Annotated in this window: 16 protein-coding genes; 4 read left to right on the forward strand and 12 right to left on the reverse strand. The window is 71.7% G+C overall.

Annotated features, from left to right (window positions below; translation table 11 throughout):
* Positions 1-3 precede the first annotated feature (3 nt).
* Together rsmD and ACEUEL_RS18790 are read right to left on the reverse strand one after the other, a co-directional pair.
* On the reverse strand, positions 4-561 hold the full coding sequence (gene rsmD / locus ACEUEL_RS18785) for a 16S rRNA (guanine(966)-N(2))-methyltransferase RsmD (protein ID WP_405708610.1): 558 nt from the start codon (positions 559-561) through the stop codon (positions 4-6).
* A gap of 3 nt (positions 562-564) precedes the next feature.
* Positions 565-2910, reverse strand: coding sequence for a pseudouridine synthase (locus tag ACEUEL_RS18790; protein WP_405708613.1), 2346 nt, complete (start codon positions 2908-2910; stop codon positions 565-567).
* A 91-nt stretch (positions 2911-3001) separates the two neighbouring features.
* Between ACEUEL_RS18790 and ACEUEL_RS18795 the strand changes: the two genes are divergently transcribed.
* A complete protein-coding gene (locus ACEUEL_RS18795) occupies positions 3002-3436 on the forward strand; it encodes a nucleoside deaminase (protein WP_405709520.1) in 435 nt (144 codons plus the stop codon).
* Between the two features lie 83 nt (positions 3437-3519).
* Positions 3520-4308, forward strand: a complete 789-nt coding sequence (locus tag ACEUEL_RS18800) for a hypothetical protein (protein WP_405708616.1) — start codon at positions 3520-3522, stop codon at positions 4306-4308.
* A 47-nt stretch (positions 4309-4355) separates the two neighbouring features.
* On the opposite strand, the gene ACEUEL_RS18805 is transcribed toward ACEUEL_RS18800, so the two are convergent.
* The 8 genes from ACEUEL_RS18805 to ACEUEL_RS18840 form a co-directional block, all read right to left on the reverse strand.
* A complete protein-coding gene (locus ACEUEL_RS18805; protein ID WP_405708619.1) occupies positions 4356-5246 on the reverse strand; it encodes a patatin-like phospholipase family protein in 891 nt (296 codons plus the stop codon).
* Between the two features lie 122 nt (positions 5247-5368).
* Positions 5369-6637, reverse strand: a complete 1269-nt coding sequence (gene purD, locus ACEUEL_RS18810; protein WP_405708621.1) for a phosphoribosylamine--glycine ligase — start codon at positions 6635-6637, stop codon at positions 5369-5371.
* A 72-nt stretch (positions 6638-6709) separates the two neighbouring features.
* Complete coding sequence (locus ACEUEL_RS18815) at positions 6710-8668, reverse strand: MacB family efflux pump subunit (protein WP_405709523.1); 1959 nt, start codon at positions 8666-8668, stop codon at positions 6710-6712.
* 76 nt (positions 8669-8744) lie between these two features.
* Complete coding sequence (locus ACEUEL_RS18820; protein ID WP_405708624.1) at positions 8745-9944, reverse strand: efflux RND transporter periplasmic adaptor subunit; 1200 nt, start codon at positions 9942-9944, stop codon at positions 8745-8747.
* Positions 9945-10032: 88 nt separating this feature from the next.
* Positions 10033-10236 carry a hypothetical protein gene (locus ACEUEL_RS18825; RefSeq protein WP_405708626.1) on the reverse strand — a complete coding sequence of 68 codons (204 nt, stop codon included), beginning with the start codon at positions 10234-10236 and terminating at the stop codon, positions 10033-10035.
* 47 nt (positions 10237-10283) lie between these two features.
* Positions 10284-11174 carry a S49 family peptidase gene (locus ACEUEL_RS18830; RefSeq protein WP_405708629.1) on the reverse strand — a complete coding sequence of 297 codons (891 nt, stop codon included), beginning with the start codon at positions 11172-11174 and terminating at the stop codon, positions 10284-10286.
* A 32-nt stretch (positions 11175-11206) separates the two neighbouring features.
* Positions 11207-12028, reverse strand: a complete 822-nt coding sequence (locus tag ACEUEL_RS18835) for a tRNA1(Val) (adenine(37)-N6)-methyltransferase (protein ID WP_405708632.1) — start codon at positions 12026-12028, stop codon at positions 11207-11209.
* Positions 12012-12233, reverse strand: a complete 222-nt coding sequence (locus ACEUEL_RS18840) for a putative signal transducing protein (protein ID WP_405708635.1) — start codon at positions 12231-12233, stop codon at positions 12012-12014. Before ACEUEL_RS18840 ends, ACEUEL_RS18835 begins: the two co-directional genes overlap by 17 nt.
* A gap of 136 nt (positions 12234-12369) precedes the next feature.
* Here ACEUEL_RS18840 and ACEUEL_RS18845 point away from each other — a divergent pair, with 136 nt between their 5' ends.
* Complete coding sequence (locus ACEUEL_RS18845) at positions 12370-13380, forward strand: polyprenyl synthetase family protein (RefSeq protein ID WP_405708638.1); 1011 nt, start codon at positions 12370-12372, stop codon at positions 13378-13380.
* 15 nt (positions 13381-13395) lie between these two features.
* Here ACEUEL_RS18845 and ACEUEL_RS18850 read toward each other — a convergent pair whose 3' ends face one another.
* Together ACEUEL_RS18850 and ACEUEL_RS18855 are read right to left on the reverse strand one after the other, a co-directional pair.
* On the reverse strand, positions 13396-13722 hold the full coding sequence (locus tag ACEUEL_RS18850) for a YnfA family protein (protein WP_405708641.1): 327 nt from the start codon (positions 13720-13722) through the stop codon (positions 13396-13398).
* A complete protein-coding gene (locus ACEUEL_RS18855) occupies positions 13719-14648 on the reverse strand; it encodes a 4-(cytidine 5'-diphospho)-2-C-methyl-D-erythritol kinase (RefSeq protein WP_405708644.1) in 930 nt (309 codons plus the stop codon). Before ACEUEL_RS18855 ends, ACEUEL_RS18850 begins: the two co-directional genes overlap by 4 nt.
* A gap of 285 nt (positions 14649-14933) precedes the next feature.
* On the opposite strand from ACEUEL_RS18855, the gene ACEUEL_RS18860 reads away from it, so the two are divergent.
* Positions 14934-16697, forward strand: a complete 1764-nt coding sequence (locus tag ACEUEL_RS18860) for a tetratricopeptide repeat protein (RefSeq protein WP_405709526.1) — start codon at positions 14934-14936, stop codon at positions 16695-16697.
* Positions 16698-16982 lie beyond the last annotated feature (285 nt).

A 16982-nucleotide genomic window follows, 5' to 3' on the forward strand; every position in this document is an offset into this window, starting at 1 on the left:
GCCTCAGCCCGGCGCCCGCAGGATGACGATCTCGGTGGCGTCGTAGCGCCGGCGCTCCTGTTCGGCGAAGCCCTCCGGCGGCAGGAATCCCGCCTGCGCCGCCTCTTCCACCACCACCAGCGCGCCGGGCGCCAGCCAGCCGCCGGCCTGAGCCGCCGCGAGCGCGCGGCCCGCGAGGTCGCGGCCATAGGGCGGATCGCAGAAGACGAGATCGAACGGCGCCTCCCCCGCCGCCGCGCCGAGCCGGGACGCGTCGCGCGGCAGGAGGCGCGCCTGGCCGCCAAGGCCCAGCGCCTCGATATTGGCGCGCACCAGCGCCCGCCCCTCGGCCGAATTGTCGACGAACAGCGCCGCCTGCGCCCCGCGCGACAGCGCCTCGAGGCCGAGCGCGCCGGTGCCGGCGAACAGGTCGAGCACGCTTGCACCGTCGGCGGGATCGCCATAGGCATGGGCGAGGACGTTGAACAGCGCCTCGCGCAAGCGGTCGCTGGTCGGGCGCACCGCCTGCGAGGACGGGCCGCGCAGCACCCGCCCGCGCAGCCGTCCGCCGACGATGCGCATGGCTCAGCCCCGCGGCGGGCGGCCGCGCGGTCCACCCGAGGGTTTGCCGCCCGGAGGTTTGCCGCCACCGGGACGGTCGCCGGGTTTTCCGCCGGAAGGCTTGCCACCACCGGGACGGCCGCCGGGCTTGCCGCCAAACGACTTGCCCCGCGCGGGGCGCTCGCCGCGCGGTTCGCCGGCGTCGCCCTTGGCGAAGGGCTTGCCGCCGGAGGGCCTGCTCGCGAAGGACTTGCCGGCGAAGGTCTTGCCGGCGGAGGACTTGCCCCGCGCGGGGCGCTCGTCGCCGGCTTCGGCGCCGAAGGAGCGCCCGGGCTTGCCGGAGCGGCGGGCGTCCTTGATGGCGCGCCCGGTCATCGGGCGATCGCCCCCGCTGCGGGAACGGTAGGGGCGCTCTCCCTCCGGCCGCTCGCGGCGCGGCGGGCGCTCGGAGGTCTCGCCTTCGGGACGCTCGCGGCGCGGGCGGAAGCTGCGCTCGCCCTCCCCGGCCTCGTCACGGCGGGGACGCTCGCGGAACGGGCGGTCGCCTTCCGGGCGGGACCGCGCGGGCCGGTCGCCGTCGGGGCGGGAACGGAACGGGCGGTCGCCGTCGGGGCGCGAACGAGCCGGACGGTCTCCCGCCGGACGCTCGCGGAACGGGCGATCCCCCTCCGTCCGCTCGCGGCGGGCGGGGCGCTCGGCGGTCTCGCCTTCAGGGCGCTCGCGCCGCGGGCGGAAGCTGCGCTCGCCCTCCCCGGCCTCGTCACGGCGGGGACGCTCGCGGAACGAACGCTCGCCTTCGGGACGGGACCGCGCGGGCCTGTCGCCCTCGCTGCGGGAGCGGAACGGGCGGTCACCGTCGGGGCGCGAAAGAGCCGGGCGGTCTCCCTCGGGGCGGGAGCGGAACGGGCGATCCCCCTCGGGGCGCTCGCGGCGGGCGGGGCGCTCGGCGCTCTCGCCTTCTGGACGCTCGCGGCGCGGGCGGAAGCTGCGCTCGCCCTCCCCGGCCTCGTCACGGCGGGGACGCTCGCGGAACGGGCGGTCGCCTTCCGGGCGGGACCGCGCGGGCCGGTCACCCTCGCTGCGGGAACGGAACGGGCGGTCGCCCTCGGGACGGGACCGCGCGGGCCGGTCACCGTCGGGGCGGGAACGAGCCGGACGATCGCCCTCCGGCCGCTCGCGGCGGGCGGGGCGCTCGGCGCTCTCGCCTTCGGGCCGCTCGCGGCGCGGGCGGAAGCTGCGCTCGCCTTCCCCGGCCTCGTCGCGGCGCGGGCGGGCGCGGTAGGTGCGCTCGCCGCCGCGTTCCTCGCGGGGCGGCGGCGTCTCGGATTCCTCGCTGCGCAGGCGCTGGACGAGGAACTTGCGGCCCTTGCGGTCGGTCAGGATGCCGGCGGAGAGCTTTTTCGCCGGCGCCTCGGCGGCTTCCGCGCGGGCGCCGCGCGCCGGCTTGCCGGCCGGGCGCTCCTCGGTGCCGCGACGGCCGCGGGCCGGAGCAGCCGAGCGCGCCGGGCGCTCCTCCTCCTCGGCGACGGCATGGTCGAACAGCGGACCGGCAAAATCGGCGCCGGCCGCCGCGGTGAGCTCGGGGCCGAGCTGGTCGGCGAGCACGCGGGTCGGCACCTCCTCGGCGGCGCCCTCGCCGATCTCGGCCAGCTGGAAGGGGCCGTAGGAGAGGCGGATCAGCCGGTTCACCTGCAGGCCGAGCTCGGCGAGGACGTTGCGGACCTCGCGGTTCTTGCCTTCGCGCAACGCCAGCGTCAGCCACACATTGGCGCCCTGCACGCGGTCGAGCAGCGCCTCGATCGGCCCATAATGGATGCCGTCGACGGTGACGCCCTTGATCAGGGCGTCGAGCTTGTCCTGGGTGATCTCGCCCTTGGCGCGCACGCGGTAGCGGCGCAGCCAGCCGGTCTCCGGCAGTTCCAGCACCCGCGCCAGCCCGCCATCATTGGTGAGCAGGATCAGCCCTTCGGTGTTGAGGTCGAGCCGCCCGACCGAGACGAGGCGCGGCAGCCCGCCCGGCAGGATCTCGAACAGGGTCGGCCGGCCCTCCGGGTCGTGGTTGGTGGTCACCACGCCCTTCGGCTTGTGGTAGAGGAACAGCCGCGTGCGCTCGCGCGCCGGCAGCGGAACGCCATCCACCATCACCGCATCCTCGGGCCCGACATTCCGCGCGGGGCTGTCGAGCACCTCGCCGTTCACCGCCACGCGGCCGGCCGCGATCCACTCCTCGATCTCGCGCCGCGAGCCGAGCCCGGCGCGGGCGATGACCTTGGCGATGCGCTCCACCTCCCGCTCGGGTATAGGGGTGAGCGCGCGCGGGGGGCGCGGCACACGGTTCTGGTCCTTGCGGGGCGGCGGCTTTTTGGGCATGGGATCGGTCTCAACGGATGGTGGCGGGTGCTAGCATGTCCTGCGCGGGGAAGCGAGGCGGGCGTTGAGCGGCGAGAGGCGCTCCGGCTTCATGGCGCTCGCGCTCGAGGAAGCGGCGCGGGCGGGCGAACGCGGCGAGGTGCCGGTGGGCGCGGTGCTGGTGCGCGCCGGCGCGGTGATCGCCGCCGACGGCAACCGCACGCGCGAACGGGCCGATCCCACCGCCCATGCCGAGATGCTGGCGATCCGGGCCGGCGCGGCCCGCCTGGGCAGCGACCGGCTCGGCGACTGCGATCTCTACGTGACGCTGGAGCCCTGCACCATGTGCGCGGGCGCCATCGCCTGGGCACGGCTGCGGCGGCTCTATTACGGCGCGGCCGACCCCAAGGGCGGGGCGGTGGAAAGCGGCGTGCGCTTCTTCGCGCAGCCCACCTGCCATCACCGCCCCGACATCTACGGTGGAATCGGCGAGAGTGAGGCCGCGGCGCTGCTGAAGGACTTTTTCAGCGAGCGGCGCGCACGCTAGCATCGCTTTGGAATCGCCATGGCAGCCCCCGTGACCGCGCTTTTCCCCACGACCCCTACAGCGGCGCAGCGAGGCCGGCCGTCATGACTCCGCTGGAACGCTACCGCGAGAAACTGGCGCGCGATGCCCGGCGCGAGGAACAGAAGCGGGGGCGGAGCTTCGTCGCCGAGTGGTTCAGCTCGCCCTTCATCAACTGGTTCCTCACGGTCGTCCTCATCGGCATCGTGAGCTTCTATTACGAGAATTACCGCCAGTGCATCGACCAGACCCAGCAGGTGATGACGAAGAGCTCGGCGCTCATCGAGGAGATCAAGGCCCGCCTGTCCGTCGACTATGTCTTCTACCAGAAGGCCCGCTCCATGGACGAGTTCGTGGAGCTGCGAAAGCAGGGCGCGGACGTGCAGAACGCCGTCTTGGGGACCTCCGATTTCTTCTACCTGTACCGGCAACTCCTGCGCGAGCAGCACGGCTTCGTGAACGGCGAGACGGTGGACGCCTATCTCGAGGCGGCGAGCGGGCTGATCTTTCCGGGCAAGCCGTTCCGGCAGGCCATGTCGGATTCGGCCATCCTGCTGTCGACGGACCTCCTGCCGACGGGCACCAATGAAGCCGCGGCGTTCGCCGAGATCCGGGACCTCGCCTTTCGCTCGATCCAACTGCTGCTGTTCCAGGCCAATTTCATCGAGACCCAGCTCACGAAGCCGTCCTGCACGCCGTCCTCGATCTTGTGGAACGCGTTTCTGGGCACGAAAGCCGATCCCACGATCCAGCCACCCGCTCAGCTGCCGCCCCCGGCTGCCCTGACGAAGGTGGATGTCTATGCCGTGGCCCCGATCCCCGAACTCGCCCCGCCCTTGTCCCCCGGCAGGTGAGGCCGATCGCCTTCCGGCCGGCGCATCCGCGTGCCCGCCCCGCGTCGCTAGGCCAGCACCGCCTCGAGCTGGCGCTTCACCTCTTCCTTGGCCGGCTCTGAGGCCTTCAGGATGGCGGTGGCGCGGAAGAAGTCGAGCACCCGGATATGGTCGACATTCGGCCGGATCAGCACATCCGGCGCGCCGGCCTTCAGCTTCTCGCCGACGATGCTGCCGGCCATGATCTGCAGCGTGGCGAACATCGCCTCGAACGGGCGCGGCACGAGCCGCGGCTCGCCGGAGGGCCCGCCGGTGATGTCGACGGCGAGCACGATGTCGGCCTTGGTCCGCAGCAGGTCGAACGGGAGCGGGTTGACCGCGCCGCCGTCGACGAGGACGCAGCCCTGGTGCGACACCGGGCGCATCAGGCCAGGAATGGCCATCGAGGCGGCGATGGCCGGGCGCAGCGCCCCCTGGTCGATCACGCACTCGCGGCGCTCCCAGTAGTCGGTCGCGACGATCTCGAGGGGGATGGCGAGGTCGGCGAAATCCTGCGGCACCGCCTCGGGCAGGAAGGCGTCGACGAAGCGCTCGGCATCGACCAGCACCGGATTGCCGAGGCCGCCGAACAGGTCGGTGATGCGCCCCACCCGCGCCGTGAGCAGGCGGCGCATCACCTCGCCCCGGTTGCGCAGCATGGCGCCGGCCATGGCGCGCAGCTCCTTCGCCGGCACGTTGGCGGCATAGAGCGCGCCGATCATGGCGCCGATCGAGGCGCCGGCGATGGCGACCGGGCGCACGCCGAGTTCGTCCAGCGCCTCCAGCACGGCGATATGGGCGAGACCGCGGGCGCCCCCCGAGCCGAGCGCAACCGCCACGGTGCGCCGGTGCGGCGCGTTGCGGGGACGGTGCGGGCGGGTCGCGTGGTGATCGGAATCGGGCGGCGCGTGCTGGTCCATGGCGCTCACTCAACCGCAAAGCGCGGCTTTTGTGGGGACGGCGGCGCCGCGAATCGCGCAATCGCCCGCGCTGGCCCCGATTTCGCCGGCTGGCCCGCCGCGGCCGGCCTGCCGGGCCGCAATCACTCCCGTGCCAACGCGCGCCAGGCGATGTCGCTGCGGCAGAACCCGTCCGGCCAGTCGATCCGGGCGATCGCCTCGTAGGCGCGGGCGCGGGCGGTGGCGACATCGCCGGCGTGGGCGGCGACGTTCAGCACGCGCCCGCCGGCGGCGACGAGGCGCTCGCCGTCCCGGCGCGTGCCGGCGTGGAAGATGCTGACACCCTCGACGGCGGCGGCGGCATCGAGGCCGCGGATTTCGGTGCCCTTTGCATAGTCGCCGGGATAGCCGCGCGCGGCCATGACCACCGTGAGCGCCGCCTCGTCGCGCAGCGCGACATGATGGCCCTTCAGCGTGCCGGTGGCGGTGGCGTGCAGCAGTTCCAGCAGATCGCCTTCCAGGCGCAGCATCAGCACCTGGCATTCGGGATCGCCGAAGCGGACATTGTATTCGATCAGCCGCGGCCCGGCGGCGGTGATCATCAGCCCGGCGAACAGCACGCCGCGATAGGGCGTGCCGGCGTCGGCGAGGGCGCGGGCGGTGGGCTTCACGATCTCGGAGAGCACCTGTCGCTCGAGTTCGGCGGTGAAGACCGGCGCCGGCGAATAGGCGCCCATGCCGCCGGTGTTCGGGCCCGCATCGCCGTCGAAGGCGCGCTTGTGGTCCTGCGCCGAGCCGAAGGACAGCACCGTCTCGCCATCGACCAGCGCGAAGAAGCTGACCTCCTCGCCGTCCAGAAATTCCTCGACGAGGATCTCGGTGCCGCCGCTGCCCATGGCGAAGACCTCGTCGACCGCGGCGAGCGCCTCGCCCAGCGTCATGGCGACGATGACGCCCTTGCCGGCCATCAGCCCGTCGGCCTTGAGCACGATCGGCGCGCCCTGCGCATCGATGAAGGCGCGGGCCGCGGCGGGATCGTCGAAACGGCCGAAGGCGGCGGTGGGGATGGCGTGCGCCTTGCACAATTCCTTGGTGAAGAGCTTCGAGCCCTCGAGCTGGGCGCCGACCCGGTCCGGCCCGAACACGGCGATGCCCTCCGCCCGCAGCCGGTCGGCGATGCCGGCCACCAGCGGCGCTTCGGGGCCGACCACCACGAGGCCGATCTTCAGCGCGCCGCACAGCGTGACGATGGAATCATGATCGTCGATGGCCACGTTGGGGACCAGCGTCGCCACCTCCGCGATGCCGGGATTGCCGGGCAGCGCATAGAGCGTGCCGAGGCCGCGGCTCTGCGCCAGCTTCCAGGCGAGCGCGTGCTCGCGGCCACCCGAGCCGAGCAGAAGGACATTCATGCGGCGTGTCTCCCCATCCGCCGTCTGGCTAACGGTTCCCGGCCGGAGGGGCAAGGGGTGCGGCGGCGGGCGCTATTCGTAGGAGAGCGCGACGACCGGATCGAGCGCGGCAGCCTTGCGGGCGGGCAGATAGCCGAAGACGAGGCCGGTGAGGAAGGAGCAGGCGAAGGCCAGCAGCGGCGGCAGCAGCGTCAGGGCGATGGTAACCCCCGCCGCCTCCAGCGCCAGCGCGGTGCCGAGCCCCAGCAGCACCCCGACCGCGCCGCCGACGCCGCACACCACCAGCGCCTCGGTGTTGAACTGCAGCAGGATGTTGCTCATCCGCGCGCCCGTGGCCATGCGGATGCCGATCTCGCGGGTGCGCTCGGTGACGCTGACCAGCATGATGTTCATCACCCCGATCCCGGCGACCAGCAGCGAGATGGCCGCCACGCAGCCGAGCACGAGGGTGAGCGTGTTCTGGGCGGCGGCGGCCGTCTCCATGATCTGGGTGGAGGCGCGGATCTGGAAATCCTCCGCCTGGTGGCGCCGCGTCAGCGTGCGGCGCACCGACTCCTGCACCGCCGGCACATTGGCCGCATCGTCGACCTTGACCATCACCAGGTGGAGATAGCGGCGTCCGAACAGCCGCATGAAGCCGGTGGTGACCGGCATGACAATGAGGTCGTCCTGATCGATGCCGAAGGCGTTGGAGCCCTTCGGGGCCAGCACGCCGACCACCTCATAGGGCACGTTCTTGATCAGTATGTAGCGCCCGATCGGGTCGGAGCCGTCGGGGAACAGCGCCTGCCGGACGGTCTCGCCCAGCACCACGACCGGCGCATAGGCGCCGACTTCCGCGGCCGTGAACATGCTGCCCCGCGCCAGCGGCCAGTCCCGCACCACCGCGTAGTCATGCGAGGTCGCCGAGACGAAGGCAAAGTAGTCGTTGGTTCCCTGGCGCGCGGTGAAGCGGCCGGTCCGCTCGGGCGCGATGCCGAGCACATGGGGAATCTCGCGCAGCGCCTGCGCGTCCTCGACCAGCAGCGTCGCGTTGTCGCCGAGCTTGCGCACCCCGGGCGCGCCCGGCCGCACCAGCAGCAGGTTGGTGCCGGTGACGGCGATGCGCTCCATCACCTCGCGCTTGCCGCCGTCGCCCACCGCCAGCATGGTGATGACCGAGGCGACCCCGATCACGATGCCGAGCAGGGTCAGTGCGGTGCGGAACAGGTTGGCCGCCATCGAGCCGAACGCCATCTTCACCGCTTCGGCGACGTCGGGCAGCAGCCGGCCGAAACCGGTGCGCGGCGGGAGGCCGGCCGGCAGTTCCGCCGGCGCCGGCGTATCGATCGCACGGCGCTCGTCCGACACGATCTCCCCGTCCTGGATGCGCACCACCCGGTGGGCATGGGCGGCCACCGCCGGATCGTGGGTGATGAGGATGACGGTGTGCCCCTCGCGGTTGAGCTCGCCGAGCAGCGCCAGCACCTCCTCGCCGCTATGGCTGTCGAGCGCGCCGGTGGGCTCGTCGGCGAGGATCACGGGTGCGGCGTTCATCAGCGCGCGGGCGATCGAGACGCGCTGCTGCTGGCCGCCGGAGAGCTGGCCCGGCCGATGGTCGGCGCGGTCGGCGAGGCCGAGGCGAGCGAGGAGCCGATGCGCGCGCGACGCCCGCTCCGCCTTCGGCAAGCCGGCATAGACGGCGGGAATCTCGACATTCTCCGCCGCGGTCAGGGTCGGCAGCAGGTTGTAGCGCTGGAACACGAAGCCGAAACAGCGCGAGCGCAGATCCGCCAGGGCGTCGGCATCGAGCTCCGCCACATCGATGCCGGCGACGCGGTAAGTGCCTCCGCTCGGGCGATCGAGGCAGCCGATGATGTTCATCAGCGTCGACTTGCCCGAGCCCGACTGCCCCATGATGGCAATGAACTCGCCGGACATGACGGTCAGCGACACCCGGTCGAGCGCGCGCACCACGCTCTCGCCATTGGGATAGAGCCGGCTGACGTCGACCAGTTCCACCACCGGCTGCAGGCCCCTCCCCGACGCCATCCCCGGCGGGACGGAGGTCGGCTGCGGCGGCGCCGCGGAAGCCCCGATGCGGATGGCCTCGTCCATGCCCGCCGCCTCAGCGCAAGCGCGGCATGAGGCCGGCGGGAGGGCCGGTGCGCGGCACGGACGGCGCGGTCTCGACGGTGACGACACGATCGCCGACGGCGAGGCCGTCGATCACCTGCGCCTTGGAACGGTCCGACAGGCCGATGCGCACCGTGCGGGTCTCGACGCTGCCGTCGGGTGCCACCACGCGCACGCTGCTGCCGCCGTCACGGCCCGCCCGCAGCGCCTCCACCGGCACCAGCGGCACGTCCTTGGCCTCGCCGAGGCGGAAGAACACCTGCGCCGTCATGTTGGTCATCAGCAGGAGGTCAGTGTTGGGCACGTCGATCAGCACGTTGTAGAGCACGACGTCGTTGACGATGGTCGGTGTCGGCTCGATCTGGCGGACCGTGCCTTCCCAGCGCCGCTCGGGCATGCCGAGCGTCTTGAACCAGGCCGAGGCCCCCACCTTGATGCGGGGAATGTCGCCCTCGGCGACCTGCGCGGTCACCGTCATGGTGGCGAGATCGGCGATGCGCAGGATGATCGGCGCCGCCTGATTGGCGTTCAGCGTCTGGCCCTCGCGGGCGGTGATGCTGACGACCGTGCCGTCCATCGGCGCGTAGATCTGGGTGTAGCCGAGATTGGCGAGGTCGCCGTCCAGCGTCGCCTGGGTCTGCTTGATCTGCGCCTTCAGCGCGTCGATCTTGGCGGCGCTGATGCGGGCGGTGGCGTCGGCGGCATCGGCGGCATCCTTGCTGCCGGTCTGGTTCTTCAGCAGCTGCTGCGCCCGGTCGTTGCGCAGCTTGTCGAGATCGAGCTGGGCTTCGGCCTGCGACAGCTGCGCGCGCAGGTTGTCCAGGCTGGCGCGGCCGGCATTGACCTTGGTCTGGTAGACGGTCGGGTCGATCTGGCCGAGCAGCTGCCCCTTCCGCACGAGATCGCCGACCTCGACCGGAATGCTGCGCAGCTGCCCCGACACCTGGGTGCCGACGTCGACATAGGTCTTCGGCTGGATATTGGCGATCGCGCTGACGCTCGATTCCACCGTGCCCAGCGCAATGGTGGCGGTCTCGAAGGCAGGGGCGGCCGGGGCGGCGGCAAAGTGCCGATAGGCATAGGCACCGCCGGCGGCGAGCAGCAGCACGAGCACGCCCCAGCGCCACGCGCGGCGGCGCGGACGCCGCGAGGCGGCAAGGCTATCCCACTTCCCCTCAGGGCGCTGCAGCATCCGCGCCGATCTCCCCTAGCGATGCGGCTTCATGCCCTTCATCGTTACGCCTCGATGCGCCGGTCCGAAAGTGAATTTATCGTAAGATTCAGGGTCTTGCCCGATCGTCCGCACGGGGCCGGAACGTGCCGGTCTGCGGATCGCGGTGCAGCGTGGGGCGCTCACCCTCGTCCTGAGCATCACGGCGCAGGGCGCCGAGTTCCTCGTTGACGCGGCGCGACTCCCGCGCCAGCAGCTTGACGAGCGCCGCCGCCCCCAACGCGCCAAGAGCCGCAATGATCACCGGCGGCATGCCGTCTCCCGCTCGTTCCTCACCACCGGACCGCCTCGCTGCACGCGTCAGAGGCCGAACCGGCTCCACAGGGCCCGCTCCTCGGCGCTCGCCAGCAGGCCGTCGGCGAGGCCGGCGCCGATGGCTTCCGGCGCCGCGCCGACCGCCACGCCCGGCACGCGCCGGCCGAACAGGCCGCCGCCCGCCACGACCAGCGGCGTCACCACGCCCTCGCCATAGCGCGCTCGCAAATGCGAACGCATGTCGCCGAGCGCATCGACCAGACCGAACTCCAGCGCCTGCGACGCCGCCCAGAATTCCCCGGAAAACAAGGCTTTCTCAGGGCCGGTGAGGACACTGCCGCGGCGCAGCCGCACCAGATCGACGAACCGGTCGTGAATCTCGCGCTGCAGCAGCTTCAGCCGCTTGATGTCCTCCGGTTTCTCCGGCTGGAACGGGTCAAGCATCACCTTGCGCTCGCCGGCGGTGTAGACCCGGCGCTCGACACCGAGCTTCTCGATCGCCTTGTCGAAGCCGAAGCCGGCGCTGACCACACCGATCGAGCCGACGATCGAGAACGGATCCGCCACGATCTCGTCCGCCGCGCAGGCCAGCATGTAGCCGCCCGAGGCGGCGACGTCCTCGATGAAAGCGAAGACCGGGATGTTCTTCTCCTCGGCCAGCGCGCGCACCCGGCGGTAGACGAGATGCGACTGCACCGGCGAACCGCCCGGCGAGTTGATGACGAGCGCGACCGCCTTCGCGCCCTTCACCGCGAAGGCGCGGTCGAGCGCCTTCGCGACGCCGGCGAAGGTGATGCCCTGCCGCAGCGGCGAGGGCATGCCGATGGCGCCGGTGAGGCGCACCACGGGGACGATCGCGACATCGGCGCGCAGGCGCTTCGGCAGGATCGGGGCGAGGCGACGGCGGAGGCTGTCGAGGAAGGTGCGTTCGGCCATGGGACCAGAAATAGGCGCAGGCGCAGCCGTGCTCAAGCGTTCCCGCCCGAGATCGCCTCGCCATCGCGCAGAATCCGGGCCGCCGCCGCGCTCTGCCGCCCCTCGGCATCCGCCAGAACCAGCGGCGGCAGGACGGCGGGCGGCGTCCGGCGCCCCTTCACCGCGCCGACCAGCAGGCGGATCGCGGCGGCGTCCGGGCGGGCATGGACGGGGCGGATCGTCACCGCGCCGAAGCGGCGGTCGAGCGCGGCGAGGAGGGCCGCCAGCGCTTCGGGCCGATGGATCAGCACGAGGCGCCCGGCCGGCTCCAGCAGCCGCTCGGCCGCCCGGATCCAGACATCCACCGCCTCGTCGGGCGCCATATGGGCGCCGGCGCGGACCGCATCCGGTGAGGTGCGGTGACGGGCGGGATCGTTGAACGGCGGATTCATCACGACGAGATCCGCGCTCCGCGCCGCCGGAGCGGGCGGACCGCCCGGCCGCGCCAGCGTCGCGACATCGGCGACGACGACCTCGACCCGCGCCTCGAGCCCCTGCCGGCGCGCATTTCCGGCGGCGATGGCGGCGATGACCGGATCGATCTCGACCAGGCTGACCGATACCGCCGGCACCCGCACGGCAAGGGCGAGCCCGGCGGCGCCGACCCCGGCGCCGAGATCCACCGCCCGGCGGGCATCGCCTGGCGCGGCGGCCGCCAGAAGCATGGCGTCATGGCCGGCCCGGTGGCCGCGCGCCGGCTGGTTCAGCCGCAGCCGGCCACCGAGGAAGGCGTCGTCGGTCAGATCGGGGCCGTTCGACGCGGGCAGGAGGGCCGAACCGTTGCCCCCCGTCGCGGCGTCAGTCGACGAGGACATGCCGCAACCCCGCCTCGGCCAGCAGCCGGCGGGCCCGGACATGCTCGTCGTCCTCCACCAGCAGCCGCCGCGGCAGGAGGCCGATCGAGCCTTCGAGGGCGCTCATGTGGCTGTCGGCGACATAATGGCCGATGCCGGCGGCCTGAAGCAGCGCCTCGACGGCGGAAATCAGCACCAGATCATTGGTCCGCATCAGTTCACGCATTTTTGCATCCTCGCACGGGTGCACGTGGCAGGCGAGACGAAAGGCGCACGTCTTGGACGCATCGTCGCGCGTGACCCTCTTGAAGTGGCGGCATCGTCCTTTCTATGGTGCGCCGGCAAGCGTTGGAAAATGTTCCGTGGCCGTCATCCTGCCTTTCGACCCGCTTCTCGAACCCTCGATCGAGGGCATCGTCGATCTCGTGAAGGCCGACATGGAGCGGGTGAACGCGCTCATCCTCAGCCGAACCGGCTCGGATGTGGCGATGATTCCGGAGGTGGCGACACACCTCATCTCCTCGGGCGGCAAGCGGCTGCGCCCGATGCTGACGCTCGCGACCGCGGCGTTGTCGGGCTATCGCGGCGACGGCCACATCCGGCTCGCCGCCTCGGTCGAGTTCATGCACACAGCGACGCTGCTGCATGACGACGTGGTGGATGCCAGCGAGATGCGCCGGGGCAAGCTCGCCGCCCGCATGCTGTGGGGCAACGAGGCGAGCGTGCTGGTGGGCGACTTCCTGCTCGGCCAGGCCTTCCGCATGATGGTCGAGGTCGGCAACATGCGCGCGCTCGACATCCTCTCGACCGCCGCGGTGGTGATCGCCGAGGGTGAAGTCGCCCAGCTCGCCGCCGCCAAGAACACCGCGACAACCGAGGACGAATATCTCGCCGTGATCCGCGGCAAGACGGCGGAGCTTTTCGCCGCCGCCTGCGAGGTCGGGCCGGTGATCGCCGAGCGCGACAAGGTCGCGCACACGGCCTGCCGCAGCTACGGCATGAATCTCGGCATCGCCTTCCAGCTGGTCGACGACGCGCTCGACTATGGCGGCTCGCGCGCCAAGCTTGGCAAGAATGTCGGCGACGATTTCCGCGAGGGCAAGATCACGCTGCCGATCGTGCTCGCCTTCCGGCGCGGCAACGAGGAGGAACGCGGCTTCTGGCGCCGCTGTCTCGAGAAGGGCGAGATCGGCGAGGGCGACCTCGAGCGCGCGATGGACCTGCTCGCCCATCACCGCGCGCTCGCCGACACGGTCGACCGCGCCCGCCACTACGGCGCCATCGCCAAGGACGCGCTCGGCCTGTTCGCCGACAGCCCCGCCAAGCAGGCGCTGCTGGACGTGGTCGATTTCTGCGTGGCGCGGGCGCGGTAAAGCCCTTTCGGGCGATCAGCCGGCGCGCGGCCCGAACACCACCACTGCGGCGCCGACGAGGCAGATGGCGCCGCCGGCGAGATCCCAGCGGTCGGGGCGGAAGCCCTCCACGGCCCACAGCCAGCACAGCGACGCCGCGACATAGACCCCGCCATAGGCGGCGAAGGCCCGCCCCGCCGCATCGGTCTCGACCAGCGTCAGCAGCGCGCCGAAGATGACGAGGCTGACCGCGCCGGGGGCGAGCCAGAGGGTCGATGCACCGTTGCGCACCACCATCCAGAAGGCGAAGCAGCCGGCGATCTCCGCGAGGGCGGCCATGATGAAGACGATCGGCGTTGTCATCTGAGAACCGTGGGGCGGACCCACCAATGGGGGTGGGCGTTGGCGAGCCATTTGGCAGCGCCAGCCGCGGCCCGGCAATCATCATAGAGGGCGAACATTGTCGCACCCGAGCCGGACATGCGCACCAGCCGCACGCCGGGGGTGACGGCCAGCGCGCGGGCAGCCTCCTCCAGCACCGGTGTCATGCGGCGGGCGACCGGCTCGAGATCGTTCGGCAGATGGCGCAGGAGATCGAGCAGCGCCGTGCGGTCGAGCGCCAGTTCCGTGTTCGCGGGGTGCGAGACGCCGGCGTGGAACTCGCCGGGCCGCAGCGCCAGGGCGTGGAAGACATGGGCGGTCGCCACGGGAATGCCGGGGTTGAGCAGCACCGCGGCGAGCGGCGCGATGCGGACGCCCTCCACCGCCTCCCCGCGTCCTGACATCAGGCAGGCCCGGCCGAACAGGCAGGCCGGCACATCCGAGCCGGTCTCCAGCGCCGCCGCCCCGAGGCGCGGATCATCGAGCGCAAGCCCGTTGAGCCGCGCCAGCAGGCGCAGCGCCGCCGCCGCATCCGACGAGCCGCCGCCAAGACCGGCGGAAACGGGCAAACGCTTGATCAGATGGAACCGCCCGCCTCTCAGGCCCGGCACCCTCGCGGCGAGAGCGGCCGCTGCGCGCAGCACGAGATTGGCCTCGGCCGGGCCGGCATCGGCCGCGCGGGCGCCCTCGATGTCGAGCCCCGGCGGGGCGTCGGGGAAGAGGTGCAGGCGATCGCCCGTGCCGGCGAAGGCGACGAGGCTGGCGAGCGCGTGGTAACCGTCGTCGCGGCGGCCGAGCACCCGCAGCGTGAGATTGACCTTGGCCGGCGCCCGCTCCGACAGGCGCCCGCGCGCGCCAGCCGGATCAACAATGCGGGAGCGCGGGTCGTTCTCTTGTGCTGGAGGCATGGAAGGTCTTATGCGGGGACCGGCCGCTGCTGGCAAGCCGCGACGAATCCGCCGCATCCTTGCCCTGCCGCGGCCCCGAAGCCGTGCAACAACACCCCGGATCGGCGCCGAGACGGCGGCGCGCCGGTCGCGGATGCGGGCAGGCGGGCCGTGGTCACCCGGGGCCGGCGGAACAATCAGCGGGCGCGTCCTTGCAGGCGCGAACAAAACGGATCAATCTGCCAGTCGGGCATGGGGGCCCGTTCGGCATTGCCGGTGGAGGTTTCCAACTTGACGTTCCGACGCATGTCGATCCGGCCCGCTGCGGCCCTGCTGGCCGCGGTTGTGGCGGTCACCGGCTCCGCGCCCGCCTTCGCCCAGCTGCCCTCCGCCGCCGCTCCCCCCTCGCCCGTTTCCGGCCGTCTGGCGACCGTCTCGCCCGCCGGCAACTATCTGGCGGCGCATTTCGCCACCTCCGAGCGCGACAATGTCGCCGCGGCGACCTACTACCGCGCGCTGGTGCGGATCTTCCCGCGCAACGGCGCCATTCTCGAACCGGCCTTCCTCACCGTGCTGTCGGAGGGCTCGGTGGACGAGGCCGCCGATCTCGCCGAGCGCATCGTCAAGATCGCGCCCGACCATCGGCTCGCCCGCCTGGTCCTGGGCGTCCAGGCTCTGCGGCAGAAGCAGTACGCCACGGCACGGCGCAACCTGCGCGTGGCCGGCCAGGGCGCGGTGGGCAATCTCGCCGCGGCGATCATGATCGGCTGGAGCCAGTTCGGCTCCGACAACACCAAAGGCGCGGTCGACGGCATCGATTCGCTGCAGGGCCCCGACTGGTACGCCGGCTTCAAGGACCTGCATGCGGGCCTGATCCTCGACGCCGCAGGCCAGCGTAAGGCCGCCGGCCGTCGGCTGGAAGAGGCGTTGAAGATCGATTCGCGCACGCTGCGGGTCGTCGATGCCTATGCCCGCTGGGCCTCGCGCAGCGGCGACAAGAAGCTCGCGCTGGCCACCTACGAGAGCTTCGACAAGGTCCTGCCGAACAATCCGCTGGTCGAGCAGTCGGTCGCGACGCTCGAATCGGGCGGGACGCTGCAGCCGCTGGTGCGGACCCCGGCGCAGGGCGCGGCGGAAATCCTCTATGGGCTCGGCGCCGAGCTCGGCCGCCAGGGCGGCGAGGATCTGGCGCTGATCTATCTCCAGCTCGCCCGCTGGCTCGACCCCTCGCACGCGCTGATCGACATCACGCTCGCCGACCTGCTCGAAAACATGAAGAAGCACGACGAGGCCATCGCCGTGCTCGTGCAGGTGCCGGATTCCTCGCCGCTCAAGTCGGCCGCCGACATCCAGCGGGCGATGAACCTCGATGCAGCCAGCCGGTCCGACGAGGCCAAGGCCGTGCTGAAGGCGGTCATCGAGAAGAACCCCAAGGATCTGCGGGCGATCACCGCGCTCGGCGACGTGCAGCGGTCCAAGCAGGAATATGCCGACGCCGCCGCCACCTATACCCGCGCCATCGACCAGCTTCAGGCGCCGACCGCGGCCAACTGGACGCTCTACTATTTCCGCGGCACCGCCTATGAGCGGACCAAGGAATGGGCGAAATCCGAGGCCGACCTCAAGAAGGCGCTCGAACTGAAGCCCGACCAGCCGCATGTGCTCAACTATCTCGGCTACAGCTGGATCGACCAGGGCATCAACCTCGACGACGGCATGGAGATGATCCGCAAGGCGGTCACCCTCCGGCCGGACGACGGCTATTTCATCGACAGCCTCGGCTGGGCCTATTACCGCACCGGCCATTATGACGATGCCGTGCGGGAGCTCGAGCGTGCGGTCGAGCTGAAACCCGAGGAATCGGTGATCAACGACCATCTCGGCGACGCCTACTGGAAGGTCGGGCGCAAGCTCGAGGCACAATTCCAGTGGAACCACGCCCGGGACCAGAATCCCGAGCCGGATGATCTGGCCAAGATCCAGCGCAAGATCGCCGTCGGCCTCGACGAGGCGCAGAAGGCGAGCGCGGAGATCACCCCCCCGGCCACCGGCAAGCCCGGTGGTGGCTGACCGCACGGGCTGACACCCGACGCGCCGGCCTGCTGCGCAGCAGGGGACCGGCGCGTTTTTCCCGGCGGATTGGCCGGCCGCGCCGGGTGCATTGGCCGCACGGGCGACCCGCCTGCCCGGATTTCTCCTGACGAGAAGCGGCGATCGCGTGCCTGGCGAGGGCCGATGAGGCCCGCGCCCGGCACCTACGCCGAACCGGCGTCGTGCATGTTCTCAACGACATATGCCGATGCCGGCGATGACGGGCGGGTGAAGCCCCTCCCACCGTTTCGATCGGTATCCAAG

It is taken from the genome of Ancylobacter terrae (genome assembly GCF_045108345.1).
Classification (GTDB): domain Bacteria; phylum Pseudomonadota; class Alphaproteobacteria; order Rhizobiales; family Xanthobacteraceae; genus Ancylobacter.

What these genes read in the sequence shown, in the direction of transcription:
- purD (WP_405708621.1), bottom strand. Translation starts at nt 6,637, where the DNA reads ATGAATGTCCTTCTGCTCGGCTCGGGTGGCCGCGAGCACGCGCTCGCC.
- ACEUEL_RS18840 (WP_405708635.1), bottom strand. Translation starts at nt 12,233, where the DNA reads ATGCGTGAACTGATGCGGACCAATGATCTGGTGCTGATTTCCGCCGTC.
- ACEUEL_RS18795 (WP_405709520.1), top strand. Translation starts at nt 3,002, where the DNA reads ATGGCGCTCGCGCTCGAGGAAGCGGCGCGGGCGGGCGAACGCGGCGAG.
- ACEUEL_RS18800 (WP_405708616.1), top strand. Translation starts at nt 3,520, where the DNA reads ATGACTCCGCTGGAACGCTACCGCGAGAAACTGGCGCGCGATGCCCGG.
- ACEUEL_RS18830 (WP_405708629.1), bottom strand. Translation starts at nt 11,174, where the DNA reads ATGGCCGAACGCACCTTCCTCGACAGCCTCCGCCGTCGCCTCGCCCCG.
- ACEUEL_RS18835 (WP_405708632.1), bottom strand. Translation starts at nt 12,028, where the DNA reads ATGTCCTCGTCGACTGACGCCGCGACGGGGGGCAACGGTTCGGCCCTC.
- ACEUEL_RS18850 (WP_405708641.1), bottom strand. Translation starts at nt 13,722, where the DNA reads ATGACAACGCCGATCGTCTTCATCATGGCCGCCCTCGCGGAGATCGCC.
- ACEUEL_RS18790 (WP_405708613.1), bottom strand. Translation starts at nt 2,910, where the DNA reads ATGCCCAAAAAGCCGCCGCCCCGCAAGGACCAGAACCGTGTGCCGCGC.
- ACEUEL_RS18815 (WP_405709523.1), bottom strand. Translation starts at nt 8,668, where the DNA reads ATGGCGTCGGGGAGGGGCCTGCAGCCGGTGGTGGAACTGGTCGACGTC.
- ACEUEL_RS18860 (WP_405709526.1), top strand. Translation starts at nt 14,934, where the DNA reads ATGTCGATCCGGCCCGCTGCGGCCCTGCTGGCCGCGGTTGTGGCGGTC.
- ACEUEL_RS18855 (WP_405708644.1), bottom strand. Translation starts at nt 14,648, where the DNA reads ATGCCTCCAGCACAAGAGAACGACCCGCGCTCCCGCATTGTTGATCCG.
- ACEUEL_RS18805 (WP_405708619.1), bottom strand. Translation starts at nt 5,246, where the DNA reads ATGGACCAGCACGCGCCGCCCGATTCCGATCACCACGCGACCCGCCCG.
- rsmD (WP_405708610.1), bottom strand. Translation starts at nt 561, where the DNA reads ATGCGCATCGTCGGCGGACGGCTGCGCGGGCGGGTGCTGCGCGGCCCG.
- ACEUEL_RS18820 (WP_405708624.1), bottom strand. Translation starts at nt 9,944, where the DNA reads ATGCTGCAGCGCCCTGAGGGGAAGTGGGATAGCCTTGCCGCCTCGCGG.
- ACEUEL_RS18825 (WP_405708626.1), bottom strand. Translation starts at nt 10,236, where the DNA reads ATGCCGCCGGTGATCATTGCGGCTCTTGGCGCGTTGGGGGCGGCGGCG.